The following is a 24,561-nucleotide window of genomic DNA, read 5'->3' as shown; positions in this document are numbered from 1 at the left end:
GCATGAACCGTCGTACGTTCACTACCACGCCACTCTCACCGCCGCGGCCTCCGCGACCGCCCTCGCCGGCGCCGCACCCGCCTCGGCCGGCGGCCGCACCGGGCGCGCCCCGCTCCGCACCTGGTTCGAGGCGACCCACCGCTCCCTCGAGGCCATGACCACCGACTTCGGCCTCACCACCGACAAGATGGACGTCAGCGGCACCGGCGCCCCCGTCCTGTCCGCGCAGACCTCACCCACCAACATCGGCTGCGGCCTGTGGACCACCGCCGCCGCCGCCGGACTCGGCGTCATCGACTCCGACACCCTCCACCGCCGTCTGACCCGCACCGTCGCCGCCGTCGAACGGCTGGAGCGCGCCCACGGCTTCTGGTTCAACTGGTACGACGCGCACGACGGTGCGCTGCTGACGAGCTGGCCGGAGACCGGCGACCCGGTGCGGCCCTTCCTCTCCAGCGTCGACAACGCCTGGCTGGTCACCGGCCTGATGATCGCCGCCGACGCCGACCCGTCGCTGCGCCCCCGCGTCTCCAGGCTCCTGGAGGACGCCGACTGGTCGTACTTCTACACCCCCTACGACCCCGCCGACCCGGTCGCGGGACCCGGTCAGCTGCGCGGCGGCTACTGGCCCGACAAGCCCGGCAAGGGCGAGCCGACCGGCCACCACTACGGCGCCCTCAACACCGAGCCCCGTATGGCGAGTTACCTCGGCATCGCCGACGGCTCCCTCCCGCCGGAGCACTACTGGCACGTCTTTCGCACCCTGCTGCCCGGCATGGGCCAGGAGCAGGAGCCGGAGGGCGTCTGGGTCACGATCGACGGCGTCCGCGTGTGGCAGGGCCACTACACCCACCGGGGCCGCAAGCTCGTCCCCACCTGGGGCGGGTCGATGTTCGAGGCGCTGATGGTGCCGCTGTTCGTGCCCGAGCCCGAGTGGTCGCCGCGCTCCTGGGGCACCACGCACCACCGCTACGTCCGCGGCCAGATCGACCACGGCCTGAAGGAGGCCGGCTACGGCTACTGGGGCTTCTCGCCCGCCAACATCCCCGACGGCGGCTACAGCGAGTACGGCGTCGACGCCCTCGGCATGCAGGAGGAGGGCTACAACTCCAAGGGCGTGGTCACCCCGCACGCCTCCTTCCTCGCCCTGCCCTACGAGCCCGCCGCGGCCGTCGGGAACCTCACCGCGCTGGACCGCGACTTCGGCGCGTACGACGACCGCTACGGCTTCCGGGACTCGGTCGACACCGCGACCGGCCGAGTCAGCGACTTCGTCCTCGCCCTCGACCAGGGCATGGTCGCCGCCGCCCTCGCCCAGCAGCTGCGCCCCGGTCTGCTGCAGCGCCCGTTCCGCACGGGCGGCTTCCGCTCCCGCGTCAAGCCGCTGCTGGCGAAGGAGCGCTTCAGCATCTGACCCGCGCGGGTCAGCCGGCGGGGTCGTTGGGGTGCGCCTCCAGCTCCGTGACGACCGCGGTCATCCACGGCCACAGGGGCAGCGTGCCCAGCACCTCGTCGCGCAGCGCGGCCTCGTCCTCGGCCCGCCACAGGCCGACGCTGCGCTTCTCCCCGGCGGGGCGCCACAGGCGCGCCAGATGCCCGGAGGCCGCGAGCTCACGCGCGCGTACGGCCTCCCGCGCACGGACCCGGTCGACCTCGGCCGGGTCCGTGCCGTCCGGGACGGTGGTGGTGAGCTCCACCAGAAACTCCCGCATGTCGTTCTCCTCTCGGGGTGGTGGCCGCTTCGGGACTACTGTCGACGCATGAGCGAAGCGTCCAAGCGTTCCGTCGTCGTCGAGCGGACGAGCACCGGCCAGTTCATCGCGACCAACCCGCGCGGCGGGACCGTACGGTTCGGCACCGACGGGGGTGAGGCCTTCACCCCCGTCGAACTGCTGCTCGCCGCCATCGGGGGCTGCTCGGCGGCCGACGTCGACGTCGCCACGGGCCGGCACGCCGAGCCCACCCGGTTCACCGTCGAGGTGAGCGGCGACAAGATCAGCGACGAGCAGGGCAACCGCATGACCGATCTGCGGGTCACCTTCCACATCGCCTTCCCGGACGGGGAGGGCGCCGACCGCGCTCGCGCGATCCTCCCCCGCGCGGTGAAGGCCTCCCACGACCGCCTCTGCACGGTCAGCCGCACGGTGGAACTCGGCACGCCGGTCACCACGGAGATCGCGGAGGACTGACGGCTCGCGCCGTTGCGCTCCCGGGGCGCGCCTGGGAGCGGGTCGGGTGACAGCCGTGCCCGTTGCGCCCGGCGCCCGGGGCGTGATGCGGTCGCGTGCCCCGACCGGTGGTCCCGACCCAGGGGCCATGCCACGCGGGTCCGGCCGGCGCGCCCGGCGCGAGGGCGTGGTGCCGTGCTCGCGTACGGCTGCCCGCGTTCCGACCGGCCGTGGCGGGCGCCGTGGGCGGGCGCCCGGCACGGGGGACGGCCGACCGGGAGCGGCGGCCGGCTGCCGTCCTCGCGGTGCTGCGCGCCGGCGCCCAGGCGTGCCGCGGGCGACGGGACGACGTCGGTCCGTCGTCCACGGAGCGGAGGACCGGCGCGTCCTTCTTCGCGACCGCGGGGCGGCAGGGTCCTCACTCGTGTCGGACCGCGCCAGGTCGCCCCAGCACCCGCGGAGCGGTCGCGTGCACCACTGCCGTCCCGTGGTCCGCCAGCGGGCCGACCGTCCAGCCCGCCGCGCGCCAGTCCGCCACCAGGTCGGGCAGCGCGCCCAGTGCGGCGCGCCAGCAGTCCGGGGCCGCCGTGCGGTCGGTGTCGTGCAGCAGGACCGTGCCACCGCCGCCCAGGTCCGCCTCGACGGTGGCGCGTACCGACGCGGGGGTGGCCGTGGCCGTCCAGTCCCGGCCCCAGGCCGTCCACAGCACCGGGCGCAGCCCCGCCGCACGGGCTGCCGCCCACCGGCCGGACGTCAGGATGCCGTACGGTGGCCGGTACCACTGGGGGGTCACCCCCGTGACGTCCTGCACGGCCGCCACCGCGCGGCGCACGGCGCGCAGCTCGCGCACCGGCGCCGGCAGCCACGGCCGGTCGTGGCTCCAGCCGTGCACGGCCACCTCGTGCCCCCGCCGCGCCGTCTCCCGCACCACCCCCGGATGCCGTACGACCGCGTCGCCCAGGACGAAGAACGTCGCCCGCACGCCGAGGCCGTCCAGCGCGTCGAGGAAGAGGGGCGTCGAGACCGGGTCGGGGCCGTCGTCGAAGGTCAGGGCGACATGACGGGGGTGCCCCGCGCCGGCGAGGCGGGGGGACAGATGTCTGCGCACCAGGGGCAGCCAGGTGGCCGCGGGACCGATGTGCGCCAGGGCGCCCGCGGCGAGCGGCAGCACGGCGGCCCGGGGGACGGATTCGGGCATGGCGGTGACCTCCTGATCGCACGGACTGACACGCAGGCCGACCTCACGGACCGACCACGCGGACCGCTCACGGCGGGCGGGACACCCGTTGCTGTGCCCCGGACCCGGAGTCGTCCCGCACCCTGGCCTGGTCCCAGCCGCCCCCGACCGACGGGGCGCGCGCCAGGCCGACGCTGCCCGCGCCCATCAGCACGATGCCGATCACCTCCGGCGCCACCTGCGCTCCGAGGTTGATCTGCTCCCCGAACAACGCCCACCCGAGTGCCACGCTGGTGAGGGCGTCGCCGAGGGTCAGGGCGGGCTGCGACGCGGCCAGCGTGCCCGCCCGGAACGCGGCCTGCAGCAGCAGGAACGCGACGACGCCCACCACGGCGGTGGCGTAGAGCGGCCAGGTCGACAGGACGGCCACCGGGCCGTCCGGGATCAGCCCGGTGACCTCCTTCAGCAGCGCGGCCGTCGCCGAGAACGACACGGCGGACGCCAGCCCCAGCAGCGCGGCGCGCGGCGCGCCCCGCACGGTGCGGGACACCGCCACCAGCGCCGCCACCAGCGCCACCAGGGCCGCCCCCGCCGGCCACCAGCGCCCCGGTATCGCCATGGACCGCCCGGACGTCGGCGCCGCCGCGGTCAGGAAGAGGGACAGGCCCAGCGCGAGGGCGACGAAGGCCAGCCAGGTTCTCAGGTCCGGCAGGCGGCGGAACACGACGCTCCCCACCACCAGGGTGAACAGCAGCTCGGCCGCCATCAGCGGCTGCACCAGCGCGAGACTGCCCACGCCGAGCGCCGCGGCCTGGAGCACCGTCGTCAGGGCGAGCATCCCCGCGCCCGCCACCCAGTACGGGCGCCGCAGCACGTGCCCCAGCCAGCGCAGCGCCTGCCGCAGCCCCTTGCCGCTCTCCGGCTCGTCGGCGGCGGCCCGCCGCTGCAGCACGGAGGCCGCGGCGTTCGCCAACGCCGCGAGGAGCGCCAGGACCACGGTCAGCACGCCGCGGCGCCGCTCATCCGAACGTGGCGGCCAGCCGCCGGTACAGACCCGGTGCCGCGCCGCGCACCCTGGCCGGAAGACGCAGCCACCCGGGGACGTAGACCTCGTCCCGCCCCCGGACGACGGCACGCCACACGGCGTCGGCCACCCGCTCCGGCGGCACCGGCCGGGGCCGGGTCCGCGCGTACGGCGTGCCGCGCCGGTCGAAGAAGGGGGTGTCCACCACCCCCGGCACCACGAGGCTCACGCCGACGCCGGTGCCGCGCAGCTCCTGGCGCAGCGCGTCGGCGAAGACCGCCACCGCCGCCTTGGACGCCGAGTACACCGCCTCGCCCTTCACGCCGACGGCGCCCGCCAGCGACCCGACGAGCACCACCCGTCCGGAACCCGCCTCCACCATGTGGGGGAGTACCTGCCGCACCAGACGCAGCGTGGTCAGCAGATTCACCTCCATCACCTCGTCGAAGGCACGCCGGGTCATCGTGGTGAAGTCACCGGCCCAGCCCACCCCGGCGCACGCCACCAGCAGGTCCAGACGTCCCACCTCGTCGAGCGCGAACCGGGTCAGCCGGCGCTCGGCGGCCGGGCGGGTGAGGTCCTCGGCGAACACCGCGGCGGGCGCGTGCGCCGCCGTCTCGGCCAGACGCCCCGCGTCCCGGCCGTTCAGCACCAGACGCCACCCCTCCGCGGACAGTCTGCGCGCCACGGCGGCGCCGATGCCGGAGGAGGCGCCGGTCACCAGGGCCGTCCCCGGCCGTTGCGCCGCCGCGCCGGGAGGCTCCCGTACGCCGTCGGGGAACAGCGCCGGTGTCCGGGTGTCGGAGGCGCCGGCCGTACCGGCGCGGGAGGGTGCGTGGGGCATGGGCTGACCTCGGCTGCTGGGCGGACACCGGAAGCGGCCGGCTGGACCACTCCCGTCGTCCGGGAGGGGGTGAGCCCGGAGTATCCAGGTCAGGGATGCCCGAAACGCCCGGCGCGCGTTTCACCGGCGCACCGACGGTGACTCAGCATGACGTGCTCTCGTCCTCCCCGGCCCCGCACCACCGGGGCGCCGCCCGGCAGGCCGGCGCCCGCCGCGTGCTGGTGCTCAGCGCGAGCATGGGCGCAGGACACGACACGGTGGCCCGCGAACTCGTCCGCCGCGCCCGCGCACAGGGCCACGAGGCGGACGCCGTCGACCTCATGCGGCTGCTCCCGTACGGCACGGGATCCGGACTGCGTGCCTTCTACCGCACGTCGGTACGCCACGCCCCCTGGGTGTACGACGGCCTCTACCGGGCGTTCCTGCGCCCCGGCGACCACACCCGCCCCAGCGGCGTCCCGCTCGCCCGGCTCGCCGCCGACGGGCTGGAACGGCTCGTCGCACGGACCGGCGCGGACGTGGTCGTACCCGTCTTCCATCTGGCCGCGCAGCTCACCGGCCACCTGAGGACACTGGGCCGGCTGCGCGTCCCCAGCGCCGTCTTCGTCCTCGACTTCGCCGTGCACCGGCAGTGGCTCCACCCGGGCAACGACGCCTGCTTCTGCCTCACCGGCCAGGCCGCCGCCGAGGCTCGCCGGGCCGTCCCCGGCACACACGTCGAGGTCACGGGACCGGTCGTGGCGCCCGAGTTCTTCACCCCCGCCCCCGGGGCCGACCACTGGCGGAAACGGTTCGATCGGTACGCCCCCGGACGGCCGCCCGTGCTGCTGTCCGCCGGCGCCTGGGGAGCCGCCGCGGGCCTGGGCGAGACCGCCCGGCTGCTGGCCGGCGCCGGCTACCTGCCCGTGGTGCTGTGCGGCCGCAACCAGGCGCTGCGGTCCCGCACCGCCCGGGTGCCGGGCGTGCTCGCCCTGGACTGGGTGACGGACATGCCGGGCCTGCTGCACGCGGTGCGCGCGCTGCTGGACAACGCGGCGGGCCAGACCGCCGTGCAGGCCCTCGCCGCCGGACTGCCCGTGGTCGGCCACCGCCCGCTGCCCGGACACGGCGCCGAGGGGGTCCGCCGGATGGCGGAACTGGGGCTGTCGGAGGCCGCCGCCGACGGCCCCGCCCTGCTGGACGTCCTGCACCGGCTCCTCACGGAGGGACCCGGGGAACGCGAGCGGAGGGCGGCACGCGGACGCGCGGTCTTCCGCGCCGACGTCATGGAACGCGCCGTCGCCCTGGCCGACCGGTCCGTGGTCCCGCCCTCAGGCCAGGAGTGAACCGGGCGCCTGCCGGCCAGGAGGGCCCCGGGTTCTCACTCCGCGCCGACCCGCTCCCGCTCCTCGTGGTGGTGCCGGTGCCCGAGGTGGAGGAAGCCGTGGTGCGTGAGCAGCCAGTGCCCGAACAGGGCGCCGCCGTACACGACGAAACCCACGCCGATCAGCCAGGACTCGACCACCAGGACCACGCCGACCGTGCCGTAGCTGACGGCGTTGTCCACGATCAGCGGGGTGAAGACGTAGTAGGAGAAGATCCGCAGGCCGACCAGGCCCACCATGGTGGCGACCGCGCCGGGGAAGAGGTCGCGCCAGCGGACCTGACCGCCCAGCAGGAAGCGCTGGCCCCACCAGAAGAACAGCACACCGGCCGCCGTCGACAGGGTGATCCGCTCCGGCCCGTACAGCAGTGTGCGCGTCCGCACCTCCTGGTACAGGAACGCGGTCAGCACCGCCAGCCACAGTGCCTGCCGCCACACCCGGTGCCAGGGGCCGGGCGGCAGCCGCCACACCCGCTCGTAACCGTTCTGGACGCTGCCGCCCAGGCCGATCCCGAACACGGCGAGCGCCAGACCGCCCCACACGCTGGTCGTGCCGACCACCTTGCGGGGCGGACTGAAGATCTCCGTGAGAACCCGCGCGGACCGCCCGGTCAGGCCCATGCCGTCCGCCAGCCAGGTCGCGAAACCGCCCCGGCCCAGCGGGTCCGCGGCCGCGACGACGATCAGCAGCGGCGCCAGCGTCACCAGCGCGAGGGTGGCGAAGCCCATGGCCCGGTGCATCAGCTCCAGCTCCCGTCCCCGCGCCATCAGGGCGTGGGCGCCCAGCCAGCTCCAGCTGTTCCGGAGCACGCCGAGGTATCGCCTCACGGTGCCCCTCCTTCGCTGCTCGGGCACGCGCCGCGAAGTGACCCGCGGCGGGACCGGACCGTCTCGTGCCACGCCGGGGGCGGACCGGGCGCCGCACGGCGACCGCTCCGCTCTCCGCGTTCATCATCCGGCGACCGCGACGGGGCCCGCCACTTCGCCCGGCCCGGACCGGACCGCGGGACATCCGCCCCGACGGCCGTCCGGCTCGGCACCTGAGCACCGCTCAGCGGCGGGTGTGCCCGCCGGCTGTCACCCGTTCGCCCGGCCGACGGCGCGGAATCCGGCCTCGATGCCGGTGCCGGTGCCGGGCGGCATCGGTGTGGGCGCAGTAGAGCGGGGAGCGGAAGACGCCGTGGCCGGCGGACCGCGGTGACCGTGCCGCACGCCGGCGCCCGCCCGCCGGGGTGGTGGGACCCACGTCGAACCTGCCCCGTCCGGTTCACAGCATCCGCGCCGGACCCATTCCGCCCCTGACATCCGCGTGCGCGCCGGACCCGTTCCGCCCCGGTCCACGGCAACCGCGCCGAACCGCCGCTGCACAGCACTCGCCTCAGACCAGCCCCGCCCCCGCCCACACCAGCCGCCCCACCGCCAGCCCCGCCACCGCCATCGCCGCCCGGAAGGGCCACCGGTCGCCCCGTCCCGCCGCCCTTGCCGTGCCCGTCGCGGCCACCGCGGCCACCGCGCCCGCCACGACGGCCAGGCACAGCCCTCCCGCCCCCGCGGGACCGGGCGGCCCCGCGACGACCACGCCCACCGCAGCCAGCATCACCAGCGGCGCCAGCCACCGGCACGCCGTCCGGCCCAGCGACTGCGGCAGTCCCCGTACGCCCGTCGCCAGGTCGTCCTCGATGTCCGGCAGCACGTTCACCAGGTGCGCCCCCACGCCCAGCAGCGCCCCCGCCGCCACCGCCCACCAGGCCGGCCAGGCCGGTCGCGGCAGGCCGAGGGTGACGAACACCGGCAGCGAGGCGAACCCCACGGCGTACGGCAGCGGCGACAGGAGCGTGTGCTTCAGGCGCAGGTTGTAGGCCCAGCCCGCCGCCACGCCCGTCAGATGCGCGGCCGCCGCGCCCGGACCGGACAGCACCGACAGCGGCACGCACAGCACGAGGGCCGTCCACGCGGCCACCGCCACCGCCCGCACCGACAGCCGCCCCTCCGCCACCGGCTTGTCCGTGCGCCCGCAGGCCGTGTCGCGGCGCGCGTCGGCCGCGTCGTTGCACCAGCCCACCGACAGCTGCCCCGCCAGCACCGCCGCGCCCACCGCCGCCGCACCCGCCGGGCCGTGCCCCGCCGCCACCGCCAGCGCGGTCACGAACACCGTGACGGCCAGTGCGGGCTCGGGATGGCAGCAGTGCAGCAACGCCTGCGGACCGCGCGGCGGCGTACGCGGAACGACCCCGGACGGGTGGTGGGACACGGGTGCAAGGTAGCCGGGCGGCGACGGCGAGGAAGTCATTACGGACATGCGTGTCCCTCTCGTCGCCGACCCGGCGCCCGCGTCCACCGCCCCTCCGCGCCCGGACACGGCGCCGGTGACCACCGTCGCCGCCGTGCACACCGCGCTGCCGCCCCACCGCTACCCCCAGGACCGGCTCACCGAGCCCATCGGCGACCTCTGCCTCGGCCCGGGCGCCGACCGCGCCCTCCTCCGGCGCCTGCACGCCTCCGCCGGCGTCCGCACCCGCCATCTCGCCCTCCCCATCGAGCGGTACGCCGAACTGCGCGACTTCCGCGAGAGCAACGAGGCGTGGCTGACGGCGGGCCTGGACCTGGCCGAACGAGCCCTCACCACCGCGCTGACGCAGGCCGGGCTCGCCCCCGCCGACGTCGACCTGCTGGTGTGCGCGTCCATCACCGGCGTCGCCGCCCCGTCCCTCGACGCACGCCTGGCCGGACGGATCGGCCTGCGGCCGGACGTCAAACGGCTGCCGGTGTTCGGCCTGGGCTGCGTCGCGGGCGCCGCCGGACTCGCCCGCGTCCACGACTACCTGCGCGGACACCCCGGCGGGACCGCCGTGCTGCTCACCGTCGAACTGTGCTCGCTGACCCTGCAGAAGGGCGACGACTCCCGCGCCAACCTGGTCGCCGGCGCCCTCTTCGGCGACGGCGCGGCGGCCCTCGTCGCCCGCGCCGCCCCGACCGGTACGGGTACGGGACCGGAGGGGCCCGCCGGGCCGGTCGTGGTCGCCACCCGCAGCCACCTCCACCCGGGTACCGAACACCTCCTCGGCTGGGACGTCGGCGGCGGCGGCTTCCGCGTGGTGATCGACGCCGACGTCCCCGCCCTGGTCCGCCGCGAGCTGGGTGATCACGTGCGGGAGTTCCTCGCCGGACACGGCCTGGACACCCGGGACATCGGCGCCTGGGTGTGCCACCCGGGCGGCCCGAAGGTGCTCGACGCCGTGACGGACGCGCTCGCCCTGCCCGACGACGCCCTCACCCCGTCCCGCCGCTCGCTCGCCGCAGTCGGCAACCTGTCCTCCGCCTCCGTCCTGCACATCCTCCAGGGCTTCACCGAGGCCCACCGGCCCGACCCCGGCACCTGGGGGCTCGTCCTGGCGATGGGCCCGGGGTTCTGCACCGAACTCGTCCTGCTGCGCTGGTGAGGTGAATCGCCATGACCTGGTACACGCTGCTCGTCCTCGCCGTGGCCGTCGAACGCCTCGCCGAACTCGTCGTGGCCCGCCGCAACGCCGCCTGGACCCTGGAGCGGGACGGGGTCGAACACGGGCGCGGCCACTACCCCGTCATGGTCGTCCTGCACACCGGTCTGCTTGCGGGCTGCCTCCTCGAACCCCTCCTGGCCGACCGGCCGTTCCTCCCCGGCCTCGGCTGGCCCGCCCTGGCGCTCACCCTGCTCGCCCAGGTCCTGCGCTGGTGGTGCATCACCACCCTGGGCCCCTACTGGAACACCCGCGTGATCGTCGTCCCCGGCGCCCGCCTCGTCGGCGCCGGCCCCTACCGCTTCCTCCGCCACCCGAACTACGTCGCCGTCGTCGTCGAGGGCGCCGCCCTGCCGCTGGTGCACTCGGCGTGGATCACGGCGACCGTGTTCACGCTGGCCGACGCCGTGCTGCTGACCGTGCGGATCCGCTGCGAGAACGCCGCCCTCACCCGAGCGGTGCCCGCGTGAGGCACACCGACCTCCTCGTCGTCGGCGGCGGACCCGCGGGTCTCGCCACCGCCCTGCACGCCGCTCGCGCAGGCCTGGACACCGTCGTCGCGGAACCACGCCCGGCCCCGGTCGACAAGGCGTGCGGCGAGGGCCTGATGCCCGGCGCCGTCCGCGCCCTCACCGCCCTCGGCCTGCACGCCCCCGGCCACCCCCTCACCGGCATCCGCTACGTGCAGGGACCCTGCCGCGCCGAGGCCCTGTTCCGCCGCGGGCAGGGCCTCGGCGTCCGCCGCACCGACCTGCACACCGTCCTCCACCGGGCGGTCCTCGACGCGGGCGTCCCCGTCCTCCCGCTGCGCGTGGACGCCGTACGGCAGGACGCGGACGGCGTGAGCGTCCCCGGCGCGGGGCTGCGCGCACGGTGGCTCGTCGCCGCCGACGGCCTCCACTCACCGCTGCGCCGCGCCCTCGGCCTGGACCGCCCGACCCGCACCCGGCCCCGCTACGGACTGCGCCGCCACTACGCCGTACCGCCCTGGACGTCGCACGTCGAGGTGCACTGGGGCCCGGACGCGGAGGCGTACGTCACCCCGCTCGGCCCCCGCCTGGCGGGCGTGGCCCTGCTGACCTCCCGCCGCGCCCCCTACGACACGCAGCTCGCCGGCTTCCCCGAGCTGGCCGCCCGCCTCCCTCCGGACACGGCGGTCACCCCGGTCCGCGGCGCCGGCCCCCTGTACAGGCGCTCCCGCGCCCGCGTGCACGGCAGGATCCTGTTCGTCGGCGACGCCGCCGGCTACGTCGACGCGCTGACCGGTGAGGGCGTCTGCCTCGCCCTCACCGGCGCCGATGCTCTCGTCGCCAACCTCCGCCGGGGCACGCCCGGCCGCTACGGCGCCGACTGGGCCCGCGCCACCCGGCGCTACCGCGTCCTGACCGAACTGCTGGTGACGGCGCGCAGGCAGCCCGCGCTCGCCCCGCACATCGTGCCCGTGGCCGCGCGTCTGCCCCGGCTGTTCGCGGCGGCGGTCAACGCCCTCGGATGAGCCGGCGGCGGGTCACCGGCAGTCCGGGGTGGGGCTGAGGAGCAGCAGGGCGATGTCGTCGCCGGGCGCCGGGGCGTGCCGGACCAGCGTGTCCGCCATGGCCTCCAGGTCGCGCGGGTCGGACTGCTCCACCAGACCGGCCAGCGCGGCCGTCGCGTCGTCCGGGTCGACGCCCGGCGCCTCGACGAGCCCGTCGGTGTAGAGCACCAGCACGCAGCCGGGCGGCAGGGCGCACTCCAGCGACGGGTAGCGGGCCGTCGGGTCGATGCCGAGGAGCAGGCCCGGCGGGACGGCCAGCAGCTCGGTGCGTCCGTCGCAGTGCCGCATCAGAGGCGGCGGATGCCCCGCGGTGGCCAGGCAGGCCCGCCGGTTCCCGAGATCGAGGTGCGCGTACAGGCAGCTGGTGAACAGGCCAGGGTCCAGGTCGGTGAGCAGCCGGTTGGTGCCGCCGAGGACGTGGTCCGGGGGAGCGCCGACGGTGGCGTGGGCGTGCACGGCGGTGCGGACCTGCCCCATCAGGGCCGCCGCGTCCACGTTGTGCCCCTGCACGTCCCCGATGGCGGCCGCCGCCGTGTTCTCGTCGAGCCGGATCAGGTCGTAGAAGTCGCCGCCGATGCCCAGACCGCGCGCGGCCGGCAGATAGCGGGCGACGACCCGCAGGCCGGGGATGCTCGGCAGGCTGTGGGGCAGCAGCGCCGACTGGAGCCGGTGGGCGAGACGGTCCTTGTTGTCGTACAGCCGGGCCCGGTCCAGGGCCTGGCCGACGAGACCGGCCAGGGAGGTGAGGATGGCGCGTTCGCTGGGCGGGAAGGGGCGCGGCCGGTCGTAGGAGAGCAGCACGGAGCCGATGGGACGGTTGGAGGCGATCAGCGGCAGGACCGCCCACGCGGCCATCCCGTCCTCGTGCGTCATCTTCGGGTAGACGGCCGCCATCTGCGTGAACGACGGGAAGAAGCCCGGCTCCCCGGTGGCCAGGACCGCCGCCCCGGGGATGTCCCGGCTCAGCGGTGTCCCGTCGAAGCGGGCGAGCAGCTCGGGGTTGTAGCCGCGGTGGCCCAGGATCCGCAGCCGGCCGTCCTCCGCCGTCATCAGCACCATGGCCTGCGCGCCGAGAGCGGGCAGCAGTTGGTGGGCGGTCTGGTCGACGACGTCCTGCACGCCGACGGCCTCGGTCAGTGTGGTCGCCAGGTGCATCAGGTGGTACAGCACCGTGGCCCGGCCCGGGCCGTGCGCCGTCTCCGCGACCGGGTTGGCCTCCCGCGCGTCGGCCGTACGGTCGATGCGGACGCTGATGCCCGAGGGGTCCGGGTACAGCTCGAACGACAGCCAGGTGCCCGGCGGGCGCAGCACCCGGAACGACTGCGGTGTGCGGCTGATCAGCGCCGCCCGGTAGCGGTCCTCGACATGGGGGACGTCCATCCACGGCAGCGCCTCCCACGGCAGGGCGCCCAGCAGCCGGTCCGGTGCGGCGCCCACGAGGTCGGCGGCGGCCGGGGTGACGAGGGTGATCCGGCCGTTCAGGTCCAGGCCCACGTACCCGCCGGGCAGCCGGTCCAGCAGCGCCGTGCCGGCCCACGCCTCCTCGGCGGTGGGGGTGCGCCCCGGTTCCGGCGGCAGGATGCGCGGGCGGCCGGGGGAGACGACCGGCTCGCCGCGCCGGGCGGCCTGCTCGAAGAGATGGCCGAGGCGCCGGGAGCCCGCGCGGACGGCGTCGTGCTCGGCGCGGCTGAGCTGCGGCGGGTGCCCGCTGGGCCACAGCAGCACCAGCCCGCCCCGCACCCCGGAGTCCGACGCGACCGGCACGGCCGCCAGGGCGAAGTCGTACGGGAGCACCACGGCCGGCCGGGGGTAGCGGCGGGCCATCTCCTCCTGGCTGTTCACCCACACCAGGCGCTCCTCGCGCACGGCGTCGGCGACCGGTATCGGGTCGTCCACCGCGACGCGGCTCCACGGCGCGACGACCTCGCGCGGGGCGCCCGCCACATGGGACAGCCAGAGGGCCGTGCGGTCGGGGGTGAGGACGTAGAGCATGGCGCCGGTGGCGCGGGTCGCCCGCACGATGTCGGCCAGGGCGGTGTCCATCAGTCACCCGCCCGCCCCGGCGGGGACGGGGCGGCCGACCCGCCCGGAGTCGCCCGAACTGCTGCCATATCGGGACAGTACGCCGATTCCTTGCCGGAGGCATCCAGCATCCGGGCGGCACAAGTCAGGCGGCGGCGCCCCGGCCGGGCGACTCCGGGGGATGGGCGCGCAGCACCGGCATCATGGTCTCGGACTCGCCGCCCGCGAGGTGGTCGAGGATCATCCGGTCGACCTCGGCGGGCCTCTCCAGCGGCACCAGATGGGACGCGCCGGGGATCACGGCGAGCCGGGCGTCGTGGAGCCCGCGGTAGAGGGCCGCGGTGTGCTCCAGAGTCATCAGGTCGTCGTCGCCGGTCATGACGAGGGTGGGCGCCCGTACCGCGGCCAGGTCGTCGGCGTCGAGCGTCGGCTGGGTGCGCCACATGTCGATCATCCGTGTCGCCACCGCAGGCCAGTGGTCCGGCCCGTCCGGGCTCGCGGCCGCGTACAGCTCGCGGAAGAAGGCCATGCCGGCGCTGTCCGGGGTCAGCGCGTCGAGCATCTTAGGCGCCACGAACGACTCCGGAGCGGGCCGGAAGTTCGCCCCGATCACCACCATGCGGCGGACCAGGTCGGGCCGGGCCAGGGCGGTCAGCAACGCCACCACCCCGCCGTCGCTCCACCCGACCAGATGGGCCGGCCCGCCCACCACGGACTCCAGGAACGCCACCGTGTCACCGGCCATGTCGGTGTACGACAGCGGGCCCTCGACGTCCGAGGTGTGCCCGTGCGCCCGCCGCTCGGGGAGGTGGACACGGTAGGAGGCGGCGAGGTCGGGCCGCTGCGCGCCCCAGGTGTCGTTGGTGCAGAGGCCGCCGTGCAGCAGCACCAGCGCGTCTCCAAAGCCCTCGGTCTCGTACCAGGTCCTGACCCCGGCAAGGTCCGCGTAGTCACCCATACGCTTCGGCCCTCTCCGGGACGTAAGGCCGTCCCCGGCCAGTCTCCGGCGGCACCCGGACGGCCGCAACGCGACCGCTGACGTCCCCGCCGAGGCACTTTGTCCCAACGGAGGAAGAAGACACGGGATGCCGTGCGAAAGGGGTTACGCGTTCGCCTCCCGCCCGCTGACTTCCGTGAAAACCACCGTTCTTGAGGCCCACGGACCGACCGGCCGGCGCTCCACGGCGCGACGGCGCGCGCCTGTGCTCCTTCACGGCAGCCCCCTCCCCGGGGCCTGCCGCCACCCCCCACGTCGAGGGGGCCGGGGGCGGCGGTCGCCGCGGGGCCCACGGGGAGGGCCAGGGCGGCGGCGCAGGTCAGTGCGGTCAGAAGGGTGCGGACACGTCTGTGCCCGAGCGGTCTCGTGCGCACGGAGCTCTCCAGGGCAGCCGGGGGAACGCCGCACCCGAGGACTTCCAGCAGGTGACCCTCGCCAAAGGCGTGGCAGAGACCGGCGAGCCCATGACCCTGGCACCCGGGCCGGCAACTACGGATGGCCCTACTGCACCGGCCGCAACGACGCCTACGCCGACCACGACTTCGCCTCCGGATCCTCCGGCGCCCGCTTCGACTGCTCCGCCCCGCGCAACACCTCCCCGCGCAACACCGGCCTGACCGAACTGCCGCCCGCCCAGCCCGCCTGGATCCCTTACGACGGCGGTTCCGTACCGGAGTTCGGCACCGGCTCCGAATCCCCCATGGGCGGCCCCGTCTACCGCTACGACGCGGACTCGGCCTCCGATGTGAAGTTCCCCCAGGAGTACGACGGCGACTTCTTCGCCGGGGAGTTCGGCCGCCGCTGGATCAAACGCATCGAGACCGGCGACGGGACCGTGCAGTCCGTCAACGCCTTCCCCTGGAACGGCACCCAGGTGATGGACATGGCCTTCGGCCCGGACGGCGCCCTCTACGTCCTCGACTACGGCACCGGCTACTTCAACGGCGACCACAACTCCGCCCTGTACCGCATCGAGCACGTCACCGGCGGACGCGCCCCGCTCGCCCAGGCCGCCGCCAACAGGACCTCGGGCATCGCGCCCCTCACGGTCGCCTTCTCCTCGGCCGGCACCTCCGACCCCGACGGGGACGCACTCAGCTACGCCTGGACCTTCGGCGACGGCGCCACCTCCACCGCCGCCGACCCGTCACACACCTACACGGCCAACGGCCAGTACACGGCGACCCTCGAGGTCACCGACCCTCCGGCAAGTCGGCCACGGCGTCCGTGCGGATCACCGTCGGCAACACGGCCCCGACCGTGCGCATCGACACCCCCGCCGACGGCCGCATCTACGACTTCGGCGCCGCGATCCCCTTCAGCGTGACCGTGACCGATCCGGAGGACGGCGCCGTCGACTGCTCCCGGGTGAAGGTCACCTTCGTCATCGGCCACGACAGCCACGGCCACCCGCAGACCTCCGCCACCGGCTGCACCGGCACCCTGCGCACCCTGGCCGACGGCGAGCACGACCCGAACGCCAACATCTTCGGCGTCGTCGACGCCGAGTACACCGACCGGGGCGCGAACGGCCAGCCCGCCCTCACCACCCACGACCAGCACATCACCCAGCCCAGCCACCGGCAGGCAGAGCACTACGGCGACTCCGCCGGCGTACAGATCGTCGACAAGGCGTCCGCGCACGGCGGCAGGACGGTCGGCGAGATCCACGACGGCGACCGGATCTCCTTCACCCCGTACAGCCTCGACAACGCCTCCCTCTTCACCGCCCGCGTCTCCTCGGCGGGCAGCGGCGGCACGATCGAGATCCGCGCGGGCTCCCCGGCCGGCACCCTCCTCGGCACGGCCACCGTCCCGGTCACCGGAGGCTGGGACGTCTTCCGCGACGTCACAGCGCCCCTGAGCGGCCAGCCGGCGGGATCGACCGCCGTGCACCTCGTCTTCAAGGGCGGCGCCGGACCGCTTCGCGGAGCGCGTCCTCGACGCCGGCGTGGAACGTGAACACCTCGTCCAGCCCCACCATGCGCAGCACCCGCATCTGGGCCGGGGCCACCCCCGCCAGGCTGAGCTGCGAGCCCTTGTCCCGCGACCGTCGGTGCGCCGTCACGAACACGGTGATCCCCGACGAGTCGCAGAAGGTCAGCCCGGACAGGTCCAGCACCACACCGTGGGGACCGAACGGCGCCTCGTTGACCGCCTCCGTCAGCAGCGGCGCCGTGTGATGGTCGAGCTCCCCGGCCACCTCCAGGACGTAGGGCCCCGCGGCGCTCGGGCGGGGGGTGACGGTGAACGTCTCGTCCGGTACGGACACGAAATCTCCTCGGCGGGGTGTTCGGCGCATGCGGGTGAGCCCGACCTCCGCCCATCCCCACGGTGCCCGGCCGGCGGGTTCATCCTACGAAGTCCGGGCAGGTGTCTCGCGCACGCCCCGGGCCGTCGCACCGCCTACCCACCCCGGTCCGCTCCATGCAAAGCCCCGTGCACAAGGGGCGGAACGCTCGCGGATGTGGGGGACGTGCGATGATCCGAAGGGGTGAGAGGACGTGGAGACAGTGGGACCGCAATCCGGCGGGGAGACGGGCGGGGTGATCGGCGACACGATCACCCCGATCCGCACCGGCGCCTACGTCGTGGACGGGCGCGGGGTGATCGTCGCCGTCAACGCGGTCGCCGAGCGGCTGCTGGGACGGCCCGCCGCCGGACTCGTCGGCGCCGACGCGCACGACCTGCTGCACCGCACCGCCCACGGCGAGACCCTGCCGACCTCCCAGTGCCGCATGCGGCCCGCCTTCCTCGCCGGCCGCCCCGCCCAGGACGGCGGGGAGTGGTTCGAGAAGGGCGACGGCACCCTGCTCCCCGTCGCCTGGAGCATCACCCCCTACGACGCCGGAACCGACGACACCTGCGTCCTCGTCCTCTTCCACCCCCGCGAGGCCCCCGCCGAGGCGCCCGGCGCGCCCGCGTCCCGCGAGGGGGCGCTCGACGAACTGGAGCGCCTCGCCCTGCTGGCGGAGACGACCACCCAGCTGACATCCACCCTCTCGGTCGACGAGGCGATGCGCCGGCTCGTGGCCCTCGTCCTGCCGCGCCTCGCGGACTGGGCGGTGATCGACCTGATCAGCGAGCGCGACGAGGTGTGGCGCACCAAGGTGGTGCACGTCGAGGAGGGCGTCCCCGTACCCCGCCCCGACCTCGAAGGGCCGATGGCGCGCGTCCCCGCCGAGTCCCAGATGCCGCTGTCCCGCGCCCTGCGGGGCGTCTCCTCGACGATCGCCGGCCCCGAGACCTACGACAGGTCCCCCGACTCGGGCATCGCCGTCGAGCAACGCCGGCTGTTCGAGGCCACGGGTATGCACTCGGCGGCCATCGCCCCCATCCGGGGTCTGCGCGAGGTCCTCGGCGCCCTGACCCTCGGCCGCTCCGAACGGGCCGACGCCTTCACCCCCGACGACCTCACCCTGCTCGAGGACATCACCCGCCGCACCGGACTCGCCCTGGACAACGCGCGCCTCTACCAGCGGCAGCGCAAGGTCGCCGAGACCATGCAGCGCTATCTGCTGCCCCAGCTGCCGCGTGTCCCCGGACTGGAGATGACGTCCCGCTACGTGCCCGCGCCGGACGCCTCCCACGTCGGCGGCGACTGGTACGACGCCTTCCCCCTCGGGGAGGGCGACACCGCACTGGTGATCGGCGACGTCTCCGGGCACGACCTGGACGCCGCCGCGGGCATGGCCCAGCTGCGCAACGTGCTGCGCTCCTACGCCTGGTCCTCCCGGGACGAGCCGCCCGGCCGGGTCGTCGAGCGGGTGGACCGCGCCGTGCTGCGCATCACCGACGTCTCCATGGCCACCCTGGTGCTCGCCGTCCTCGGCACGGACGAGGACGGGCGGTGGACGCTGCGCTGGACCAACGCCGGCCATCCGCCGCCGCTGCTGGTCACCCGCGAGGGCGTCGCCGGTTACCTCACGGAGGGCGGCGGGATGCTGCTGGGCACCAGTACCGACCGGCCGCGTGCCGACGGATCGACGGTCCTGCCCCCGGGCGCCACTCTCGTCCTCTACACGGACGGGCTGATCGAGGCCCCCAGCCACACCATCGACGATGGACTGGAGCGGCTGCGCCGGCACGCCGCCGCGCTCGCCCACCGCCCTGTGGGGGAGTTCACCGACGAACTGCTCCACCGGGCGCGCCCCGTCGACAACGACGACGACGTCGCCCTCCTCGCGGTCCGCGTCGGCGCCCGGCCGGTGCATGTCGGTCCTCGGCCCGCAGGCGGCTGACCTTCCCTCGCGTCACGCCCCTCCCGCCGGCCGGCGCACGCTGTCACGGAGCCGGGCCACGGCCGCCTGGAGGTCGTCGAAGGCGTGCTGCTCGTGCCAGGGGCCGGTGCGCGCCCCCGGCAGCAGGCTGTCCCGGGCCGCACGGGCCCGCGCGTACGCCTCGAAACGCGTGACCACCTCGGCCACGGCATCAGGAGGCGGGGAGTCGTTCTGCGAGGGTTCGCGGGAGGAGGGGGAGGACCCCTTGCTCCGCGCGTTCGTCCGTCCGGTCATGCCCCGCATCCTGACCGGGCCCCCGGCCGCTCCGCACTGCGCGCCTCCGGACGAGGACGCCGGGCCCACATTGCCGGGAGCGGGCAAGGACGACAGGGAACGACCACAACCGTTCGCCGTCCGTTCACGTAGCGAGGTCACTCCCACGGGTGAAGTCGCCCTCCGCTCGGCCGGTGTCGGAACCCGTCGCGGGGTTACCTGACATAGCGTCGATCCGGCACCCGTGTGCCGGTCGCGCCCGCAAAGAGTGCGTTCCCCCTCCCGGCCGACCTCCGCGTAGTGAACCCGAAGGAACTCGATGGCGACACACACGACCGAACCTCTTTCCCCGGTGCCGGTGGAGGGACGACGATCGAGAGGGCGTGTGGTCGTCTCCTGGCTGACCACCACCGACCACAAGAAGATCGGGCACCTCTACCTGATCACCTCGTTCGTGTTCTTCCTGGTGGGCGGTCTGCTCGCCATGGTGATCCGCGCGGAACTGGCCCGTCCCGGGCTTCAGATCGTGTCGAACGAGCAGTACAACCAGTCGTTCACCATGCACGGCACGATCATGCTGCTGCTGTTCGCGACGCCCACGTTCGCCGGGTTCGCCAACGCGATCATGCCGTTGCAGATCGGCTCCCCGGACGTGGCGTTCCCCCGGCTGAACATGCTGTCGTACTGGCTGTTCGCCTTGGGCGGGCTCATCGTGATGATCAGCTTCCTCACGCCCCAGGGCGCGGCGGACTTCGGATGGACGGCGTACACACCGCTCAGCGGCGGCGAGCGCACCCCGCAGGAGGGCGGCGACCTGTGGATCATGGGCCTGGCGCTGTCCGGCTTCGGCACCATCCTCGGCGCCGTCAACTTCATCACCACGATCATCTGCATGCGGGCGCCCGGCATGACCATGTTCCGGATGCCGATCTTCACCTGGAACGTGCTGCTCACCTCCGTGCTGGTGCTGCTGGCGTTCCCGGTCCTCGCGGCGGCGCTGCTCGCCCTTGAGGCGGACCGCCGCTTCGGCGCGCAGATCTTCGACCCGGGGAACGGCGGCGCGCTGCTGTGGCAGCACCTCTTCTGGTTCTTCGGCCATCCCGAGGTCTACATCCTCGCGCTGCCGTTCTTCGGCGTGGTCAGCGAGATCATCCCGGTCTTCGCCCGCAAGCCGATCTTCGGCTACATGGGACTCGTCGGGGCGACCATCACCATCACCGGTCTCTCCGCCACGGTGTGGGCGCACCACATGTTCGCCACCGGCGCGGTGCTGCTGCCGTTCTTCTCCTTCATGAGTTTCCTCATCGCCGTGCCGACGGGCGTGAAGTTCTTCAACTGGATCGGCACCATGTGGAAGGGCAGTCTGTCCTTCGAACCACCCATGCTGTGGGCCGCCGGCTTCCTCGTCACCTTCCTCTTCGGCGGCCTGACGGGCGTGCTGCTGGCCTCCCCGCCGATGGACTTCCACGTCCACGACAGCTACTTCGTCGTCGCCCATTTCCACTACGTGCTGTTCGGCACGATCGTGTTCGCGATGTTCGGCGGATTCAGCTTCTGGTGGCCGAAGATGACCGGCACCATGCTCGACCACCGTCTGGAGAAGGTGCACTTCTGGACGCTGTTCGTCGGCTTCCACACCACGTTCCTGCTCCAGCACTGGCTGGGCGCCGAGGGCATGCCCCGTCGCTACGCCGACTACCTGGCCGCCGACGGGTTCACCGCCCTCAACACGGTGTCCTCCATCGGCGCCTTCCTGCTCGGCCTGTCGACGCTGCCCTTCCTCTACAACGTCTGGAAGACCGCGCAGAAGGGCGAGAAGATCGAGGTCGACGACCCCTGGGGCTACGGGCGTTCGCTGGAGTGGGCCACCTCCTGCCCGCCGCCCCGGCACAACTTCGTCACCCTGCCCCGCATCCGCTCCGAGTCGCCCGCCTTCGACCTGCGCCACCCCGCACTGGCCGGTTTCGACCAGGCGGAGAACACCGGGCAGCGCGACATCCTCGACACCGGCGGCCACAAGGGCGACCGCTGATGCCGCGGTCGCGGTCCCGTCGCGCCGCCGCGCACGACGCCTCGGCCGTCATGGCCGAGGCGGAGGGCATCGTGATGGCGCGCTCGCACCTCGCCGAGGCGCGCCGGGAGGCGCAGGAGCTGTGCGCCGACCTCCCCTGGCTGACCACCGGTCAGGCCGAGGACCTCACCCGGTACTACGTCGACCGGCGCATCGACCTCACCCGCCGGATGCTCCGCGCCACGGTGCGCCGCGCCGACGAACTGCGCCGCGAGTACGAGACGCGGTACGCCGAACTGCGCGGCGCGCTGTTGAGACGCCACGTGGCCTGGGCATCAGGCGTGCTGGCCTGCGCCACGGGGGTCAACGCGACGCTGTGGCTGTTCACCCGCTGAAGGTCGCCGGCCGGCCGTTCGCCGGCGCACCGCCGGCCGCGGCCTGCCGCAGCACCCGCCCGAGCCACTCGCTGCGCGTCCTCCTGGCCGTCACCGACAGCTCCGCCTGCGGGAACTGCGCGTCGAAACCGTGGTGCCCGCCCGCCCACACATGCAGTTCCGCCTGGCCGCCCGCCGCCCAGAGGGCGGAGGCGTAGGCCACGTCCTCGTCGCGGAACACCTCGGCCGAGCCGGTGTCCACGTAGGCGGTGGGCAGCCCGGACAGGTCGGCGGCCCGCGCGGGGGAGACGTACGGCGGCACCTCGCCGTCGGCCCGGCCGCCCAGCAGCGTGCGCCAGGCGAACTCGTTCGTCTCCCGCGTCCACACGCCGGGCTCCTCCGAGTACTGCCGGCTGGAGGCGGTCACGTTGCGGTGGTCGAGCATGGGGCAGATCAGCAGCTGCGCCGCGACCGCGGGCGTGCCCCGGTCGCGTGCCAGCAGGCACAGCCCGGCGGCGAGACCCCCGCCGGCGCTGATGCCGGAGACCACGACGCGGCCGGGGTCGACGCCCAGCTCCTCGGCGTGCGCGGCCACCCAGACCAGCCCCCGGTGGCAGTCCTCGACGGCGGTGGTGCCGGTGGCCTCCGGGGCGAGCCGGTACTCCACGGTCACGACGACCACGCCGAACCGCTCCAGCCACTCCAACGGGATGTCGATCTGCCCGAAGCGGTCGCCCATGACCATCCCGCCGCCGTGGATCCAGTAGACGCACGGTGCGGGAACGGCCGGGTCGTGGTCCGCGGGGCTCAGCACCGACAGCCGGACGACGGCGCCGTCCTCGGCCGGCACCTCCGCCTCCCGCCGGACCACGCGGCGGCCGGCGAGCAGGGAGTCCGGGGACGGGGACGGCAGGGCGCGCAGCTGGGCGAGGATCTCCTCGTCCAGCCGCTCCACGAGGGGCATCCCGGCGAGCAGGGCACGCAGTTCGGGATCGACGCAGGGGCGCGGGATCAGGGACATGGGTGTGCCTTCCGGGGAGCGGGGGCGGGGTTCACGCGGCGGCGGGACCGAAGGCGGCCTTGCCGCGCACCGGGACGTAGTCGGTGTAGACCGGCTCGCCGGCCAGCAGCGGGGTGATGCGGGAGACGAGATCACGGGCGGCCTCGCCGTCGAACAGCCGCTCGTGCTCCTCCTTGCTGGTCCAGCCCTCGGTGATGTGGACGACGTCCGGGTCGGAGGCGGACCGCGAGACGAGGTAGACGACGCAGTGCTCGCTCGCGGCGGCGCCTCCCTCGTCCATGCCGGTGAGGAGCAGCTTCGCGAGCTCCTCGCCCCGGCCCGGGCGGGCGGTGAGCGTGGCCTGGAACCCGTGCTGGACGATCATGGCGACCTTCTCTCGTTCGGTGGAATGCGATGAATCCATTGAAGGCCGCTGAACTGCGGAAATGTTAGACCGATCGTCTCCGGTGCTTGCACGATCCTCCCAGTACCGGGAGTGCGGCACCCGGTCCTGTGCTGAACTGGAGGACATGGCCCTCATCGAAGAGCTGCGCACCCTGCTGGAGCGCTGCGCCCGCCCCGACGGGACCACGCCCGTCGACGGCGTCCTCGCCACACGCATCGACCGGCAGGACCCCCCGGGACCGTCCATGTCCGGCACGGTCCTCGCCGTCGTCGCCCAGGGCACCAAACGTCTCGCCCTCGGCGACCGGGTCTACGAGTACGGCCCGGGCCAGTATCTGGTCGCGTCCGTGGACCTGCCCGTCACCGGCCACTGGCTCGACATCGGCCCCGGCCGCCCGGCCCTCGGCTTCGGACTGGTGCTGGACCCCTCCGCCGTCGCCGAACTCCTGCTGTCGGCCGGCCCCGGAAACCTGCCCCGGACCGGCGGGACGCCGTCCGCGCTGGCCGTGAGCGACGCGCCGGAGCCGCTGCTGGACGCGGTCGTCCGGCTGCTGCGCCTGCTGGACCAGCCCCGCGACCGCGAGGTGCTCGCGCCGATGGCAGAGCGGGAGATCCTGTGGCGCCTGATGGCCGGCGAACAGGGCGCCGCCGTACGGCAGTTGGGGCTCGCCGACAGCGGACTCAGCCATGTCTCCCGGGCGGTGCGCTGGATCCGTGAGAACTACGCGGAGTCGTTCCGGGTGGAGGACGTGGCGCGGATGAGCGGCATGAGCGTCTCCGCGTTCTACCGCAACTTCCAGGCGGTGACGGCGATGAGCCCCATCCAGTTCCAGAAGCAGATCCGGCTCCAGGAGGCCCGGCTGCTGCTGGCCACGCGCCCGGGCGACGTCACCGCCGTCGGCCGGCGCGTCGGCTACGACAACCCCTCCCAGTTCAGCCGCGAGTACCGGCGCCTGTTCGGCGCACCCCCGAGCCGTGACGCGGCACGCCTGCGCGAGAGCGGACAGGCCCCCGCCGCCCTGGCGCCCTGACCTCAGGCGAGGTCCGGCAGCTTCAGCCACTCCTCCCAGGTGAGGTCCCGGCCGATGAAGCGGGGCCGCTCGAACGGCCAGTCCTCGGCGATCCACCGCGGGACGAACGCGTCCAGCGCCCGCTCCAGCGGACCGCCCACCTCGTCGTCCACCACCCACCAGGAGATTTCGGCGTCCGCGCCCTCCTTCTCCGGCGGGTCGATGTAGACGCAGCCGCGCAGGGCGGTGCGCTCCGGGTTCTCGATCGTGTAGTTGAACGACTCGTGCGCCTCGATCTCGACCGCGTGCCGCTCCAGATCGGCGAGGTTCGCCTCGTACGTCATGGTGGCCGAGGGCCAGCCCCAGGCCGGGCCGAAGACGGACCACAGCCGCTCGCGCGACCCCATCACCGCCGGGTAGTCCAGCGGCGCGTCGGCGCCGGCGATCGGACGCAGCCGATGGCCCGCGCCGCCGGGGATGCCGACGTGCAGGGGGTGGACGAAGTCACGCGGAAGCCAGCTCATGGCCGGGAGCCAACCACGCGCCGTCCCGCCCGGCAAAGGAATATGCCCGCGGGCCGTGGTCACCGCGGTCCGCTGCTCCAGACCGGTGAGACGCGCGGGGGTACGCGAGGGTGAACCC

23 protein-coding genes and 1 pseudogene are annotated in these 24,561 nt (G+C 74.4%); 11 read left to right on the top strand and 13 right to left on the bottom strand.

Going from position 1 to position 24,561, the window contains the following annotated elements; translation table 11 throughout:
• Positions 1-154: 154 nt before the first annotated feature.
• Positions 155-1,414: a glucoamylase family protein gene (locus AY578_RS00750; RefSeq protein WP_420341298.1), complete on the top strand. Its 1,260-nt coding sequence runs from the start codon at positions 155-157 to the stop codon at positions 1,412-1,414.
• Positions 1,415-1,424: 10 nt separating this feature from the next.
• On the opposite strand, the gene AY578_RS00745 is transcribed toward AY578_RS00750, so the two are convergent.
• Positions 1,425-1,712, bottom strand: a complete 288-nt coding sequence (locus tag AY578_RS00745) for a muconolactone Delta-isomerase family protein (RefSeq protein WP_019523097.1) — start codon at positions 1,710-1,712, stop codon at positions 1,425-1,427.
• Between the two features lie 48 nt (positions 1,713-1,760).
• Between AY578_RS00745 and AY578_RS00740 the strand changes: the two genes are divergently transcribed.
• On the top strand, positions 1,761-2,189 hold the full coding sequence (locus AY578_RS00740) for an OsmC family protein (RefSeq protein WP_028958880.1): 429 nt from the start codon (positions 1,761-1,763) through the stop codon (positions 2,187-2,189).
• A gap of 397 nt (positions 2,190-2,586) precedes the next feature.
• Here AY578_RS00740 and AY578_RS00735 read toward each other — a convergent pair whose 3' ends face one another.
• From AY578_RS00735 to AY578_RS00725, 3 genes are all read right to left on the bottom strand, one after another.
• Positions 2,587-3,366: a polysaccharide deacetylase family protein gene (locus AY578_RS00735; protein ID WP_258901611.1), complete on the bottom strand. Its 780-nt coding sequence runs from the start codon at positions 3,364-3,366 to the stop codon at positions 2,587-2,589.
• Positions 3,367-3,433: 67 nt separating this feature from the next.
• Positions 3,434-4,351 (bottom strand): DMT family transporter, encoded by a 918-nt coding sequence (locus tag AY578_RS00730; RefSeq protein WP_019523094.1) that lies wholly within the window; start codon positions 4,349-4,351, stop codon positions 3,434-3,436.
• Between the two features lie 13 nt (positions 4,352-4,364).
• Positions 4,365-5,213 (bottom strand): SDR family NAD(P)-dependent oxidoreductase, encoded by an 849-nt coding sequence (locus AY578_RS00725; RefSeq protein ID WP_019523093.1) that lies wholly within the window; start codon positions 5,211-5,213, stop codon positions 4,365-4,367.
• 95 nt (positions 5,214-5,308) lie between these two features.
• Here AY578_RS00725 and AY578_RS00720 point away from each other — a divergent pair, with 95 nt between their 5' ends.
• The gene (locus tag AY578_RS00720; RefSeq protein ID WP_215189024.1) at positions 5,309-6,538 is read left to right on the top strand and encodes an MGDG synthase family glycosyltransferase; all 1,230 of its coding nucleotides are present in this window, start codon (positions 5,309-5,311) and stop codon (positions 6,536-6,538) included.
• Positions 6,539-6,573: 35 nt separating this feature from the next.
• Here AY578_RS00720 and AY578_RS00715 read toward each other — a convergent pair whose 3' ends face one another.
• Both AY578_RS00715 and AY578_RS00710 read right to left on the bottom strand, forming a co-directional pair.
• Positions 6,574-7,344, bottom strand: coding sequence for a YhjD/YihY/BrkB family envelope integrity protein (locus AY578_RS00715; RefSeq protein WP_202414944.1), 771 nt, complete (start codon positions 7,342-7,344; stop codon positions 6,574-6,576).
• Between the two features lie 610 nt (positions 7,345-7,954).
• On the bottom strand, positions 7,955-8,866 hold the full coding sequence (locus tag AY578_RS00710; protein ID WP_258907162.1) for a UbiA family prenyltransferase: 912 nt from the start codon (positions 8,864-8,866) through the stop codon (positions 7,955-7,957).
• A gap of 76 nt (positions 8,867-8,942) precedes the next feature.
• Between AY578_RS00710 and AY578_RS00705 the strand changes: the two genes are divergently transcribed.
• From AY578_RS00705 to AY578_RS00695, 3 genes are read left to right on the top strand one after another with little or no spacing between them, the layout of a single operon-like run.
• A complete protein-coding gene (locus AY578_RS00705) occupies positions 8,943-10,016 on the top strand; it encodes a type III polyketide synthase (RefSeq protein WP_215189157.1) in 1,074 nt (357 codons plus the stop codon).
• Between the two features lie 11 nt (positions 10,017-10,027).
• A complete protein-coding gene (locus AY578_RS00700) occupies positions 10,028-10,543 on the top strand; it encodes an isoprenylcysteine carboxyl methyltransferase family protein (protein WP_019523088.1) in 516 nt (171 codons plus the stop codon).
• Complete coding sequence (locus AY578_RS00695) at positions 10,540-11,568, top strand: NAD(P)/FAD-dependent oxidoreductase (RefSeq protein WP_019523087.1); 1,029 nt, start codon at positions 10,540-10,542, stop codon at positions 11,566-11,568. Before AY578_RS00700 ends, AY578_RS00695 begins: the two co-directional genes overlap by 4 nt.
• A gap of 12 nt (positions 11,569-11,580) precedes the next feature.
• Here AY578_RS00695 and AY578_RS00690 read toward each other — a convergent pair whose 3' ends face one another.
• Positions 11,581-13,650, bottom strand: a complete 2,070-nt coding sequence (locus tag AY578_RS00690; RefSeq protein WP_215189155.1) for a SpoIIE family protein phosphatase — start codon at positions 13,648-13,650, stop codon at positions 11,581-11,583.
• Between the two features lie 124 nt (positions 13,651-13,774).
• Positions 13,775-14,587: an alpha/beta fold hydrolase gene (locus AY578_RS00685; protein ID WP_215189156.1), complete on the bottom strand. Its 813-nt coding sequence runs from the start codon at positions 14,585-14,587 to the stop codon at positions 13,775-13,777.
• 514 nt (positions 14,588-15,101) lie between these two features.
• On the opposite strand from AY578_RS00685, the pseudogene AY578_RS00680 reads away from it, so the two are divergent.
• Positions 15,102-16,588, top strand: a pseudogene (locus tag AY578_RS00680) (carbohydrate-binding protein); the annotation flags it as partial.
• Here AY578_RS00680 and AY578_RS00675 read toward each other — a convergent pair.
• Positions 16,530-16,898 (bottom strand): STAS domain-containing protein, encoded by a 369-nt coding sequence (locus AY578_RS00675; protein ID WP_019523084.1) that lies wholly within the window; start codon positions 16,896-16,898, stop codon positions 16,530-16,532. The pseudogene AY578_RS00680 and the gene AY578_RS00675 sit on opposite strands and share 59 nt — an antisense overlap.
• A 241-nt stretch (positions 16,899-17,139) precedes the next feature.
• Between AY578_RS00675 and AY578_RS00670 the strand changes: the two genes are divergently transcribed.
• Positions 17,140-18,867, top strand: a complete 1,728-nt coding sequence (locus AY578_RS00670; protein WP_370879005.1) for a SpoIIE family protein phosphatase — start codon at positions 17,140-17,142, stop codon at positions 18,865-18,867.
• 12 nt (positions 18,868-18,879) lie between these two features.
• Here the strand turns inward: AY578_RS00670 and AY578_RS00665 are convergent, their stop codons facing one another.
• The gene (locus AY578_RS00665) at positions 18,880-19,140 is read right to left on the bottom strand and encodes a hypothetical protein (protein ID WP_019523082.1); all 261 of its coding nucleotides are present in this window, start codon (positions 19,138-19,140) and stop codon (positions 18,880-18,882) included.
• Positions 19,141-19,438: 298 nt separating this feature from the next.
• Between AY578_RS00665 and ctaD the strand changes: the two genes are divergently transcribed.
• Positions 19,439-21,151: an aa3-type cytochrome oxidase subunit I gene (ctaD, locus tag AY578_RS00660; protein WP_026243557.1), complete on the top strand. Its 1,713-nt coding sequence runs from the start codon at positions 19,439-19,441 to the stop codon at positions 21,149-21,151.
• Positions 21,151-21,525 (top strand): hypothetical protein, encoded by a 375-nt coding sequence (locus AY578_RS00655; protein WP_028958887.1) that lies wholly within the window; start codon positions 21,151-21,153, stop codon positions 21,523-21,525. Before ctaD ends, AY578_RS00655 begins: the two co-directional genes overlap by 1 nt.
• Here AY578_RS00655 and AY578_RS00650 read toward each other — a convergent pair.
• The gene (locus AY578_RS00650; protein WP_215188001.1) at positions 21,515-22,525 is read right to left on the bottom strand and encodes an alpha/beta hydrolase; all 1,011 of its coding nucleotides are present in this window, start codon (positions 22,523-22,525) and stop codon (positions 21,515-21,517) included. The two genes, AY578_RS00655 and AY578_RS00650, sit on opposite strands and share 11 nt — an antisense overlap.
• 31 nt (positions 22,526-22,556) lie before the next feature.
• Complete coding sequence (locus AY578_RS00645; protein WP_019523078.1) at positions 22,557-22,889, bottom strand: putative quinol monooxygenase; 333 nt, start codon at positions 22,887-22,889, stop codon at positions 22,557-22,559.
• Positions 22,890-23,034: 145 nt separating this feature from the next.
• Here AY578_RS00645 and AY578_RS00640 point away from each other — a divergent pair, with 145 nt between their 5' ends.
• On the top strand, positions 23,035-23,940 hold the full coding sequence (locus AY578_RS00640) for an AraC family transcriptional regulator (RefSeq protein WP_019523077.1): 906 nt from the start codon (positions 23,035-23,037) through the stop codon (positions 23,938-23,940).
• A gap of 2 nt (positions 23,941-23,942) precedes the next feature.
• Here the strand turns inward: AY578_RS00640 and AY578_RS00635 are convergent, their stop codons facing one another.
• Positions 23,943-24,443 carry a hypothetical protein gene (locus AY578_RS00635; RefSeq protein WP_019523076.1) on the bottom strand — a complete coding sequence of 167 codons (501 nt, stop codon included), beginning with the start codon at positions 24,441-24,443 and terminating at the stop codon, positions 23,943-23,945.
• Positions 24,444-24,561 lie beyond the last annotated feature (118 nt).

Source organism: Streptomyces thermocarboxydus, from assembly GCF_024760485.1.
Lineage (GTDB): Bacteria > Actinomycetota > Actinomycetes > Streptomycetales > Streptomycetaceae > Streptomyces > Streptomyces cellulosae.
The sequence above is the reverse complement of the archived record's forward strand: the minus strand, read 5'-3'. Positions and strand labels throughout refer to the sequence as shown.

Coding starts and splice junctions, on each gene's coding strand:
- AY578_RS00750 (WP_420341298.1), top strand. CDS start 155: ATGACCACCGACTTCGGCCTCACCACCGACAAGATGGACGTCAGCGGC.
- AY578_RS00745 (WP_019523097.1), bottom strand. CDS start 1,712: ATGCGGGAGTTTCTGGTGGAGCTCACCACCACCGTCCCGGACGGCACG.
- AY578_RS00740 (WP_028958880.1), top strand. CDS start 1,761: ATGAGCGAAGCGTCCAAGCGTTCCGTCGTCGTCGAGCGGACGAGCACC.
- AY578_RS00735 (WP_258901611.1), bottom strand. CDS start 3,366: ATGCCCGAATCCGTCCCCCGGGCCGCCGTGCTGCCGCTCGCCGCGGGC.
- AY578_RS00725 (WP_019523093.1), bottom strand. CDS start 5,213: ATGCCCCACGCACCCTCCCGCGCCGGTACGGCCGGCGCCTCCGACACC.
- AY578_RS00720 (WP_215189024.1), top strand. CDS start 5,309: ATGCCCGAAACGCCCGGCGCGCGTTTCACCGGCGCACCGACGGTGACT.
- AY578_RS00715 (WP_202414944.1), bottom strand. CDS start 7,344: ATGGCGCGGGGACGGGAGCTGGAGCTGATGCACCGGGCCATGGGCTTC.
- AY578_RS00710 (WP_258907162.1), bottom strand. CDS start 8,866: ATGACTTCCTCGCCGTCGCCGCCCGGCTACCTTGCACCCGTGTCCCAC.
- AY578_RS00700 (WP_019523088.1), top strand. CDS start 10,028: ATGACCTGGTACACGCTGCTCGTCCTCGCCGTGGCCGTCGAACGCCTC.
- AY578_RS00690 (WP_215189155.1), bottom strand. CDS start 13,650: ATGGACACCGCCCTGGCCGACATCGTGCGGGCGACCCGCGCCACCGGC.
- AY578_RS00685 (WP_215189156.1), bottom strand. CDS start 14,587: ATGGGTGACTACGCGGACCTTGCCGGGGTCAGGACCTGGTACGAGACC.
- AY578_RS00665 (WP_019523082.1), bottom strand. CDS start 19,140: ATGACCGGACGGACGAACGCGCGGAGCAAGGGGTCCTCCCCCTCCTCC.
- ctaD (WP_026243557.1), top strand. CDS start 19,439: ATGGCGACACACACGACCGAACCTCTTTCCCCGGTGCCGGTGGAGGGA.
- AY578_RS00655 (WP_028958887.1), top strand. CDS start 21,151: ATGCCGCGGTCGCGGTCCCGTCGCGCCGCCGCGCACGACGCCTCGGCC.
- AY578_RS00650 (WP_215188001.1), bottom strand. CDS start 22,525: ATGTCCCTGATCCCGCGCCCCTGCGTCGATCCCGAACTGCGTGCCCTG.
- AY578_RS00645 (WP_019523078.1), bottom strand. CDS start 22,889: ATGATCGTCCAGCACGGGTTCCAGGCCACGCTCACCGCCCGCCCGGGC.
- AY578_RS00640 (WP_019523077.1), top strand. CDS start 23,035: ATGGCCCTCATCGAAGAGCTGCGCACCCTGCTGGAGCGCTGCGCCCGC.
- AY578_RS00635 (WP_019523076.1), bottom strand. CDS start 24,443: ATGAGCTGGCTTCCGCGTGACTTCGTCCACCCCCTGCACGTCGGCATC.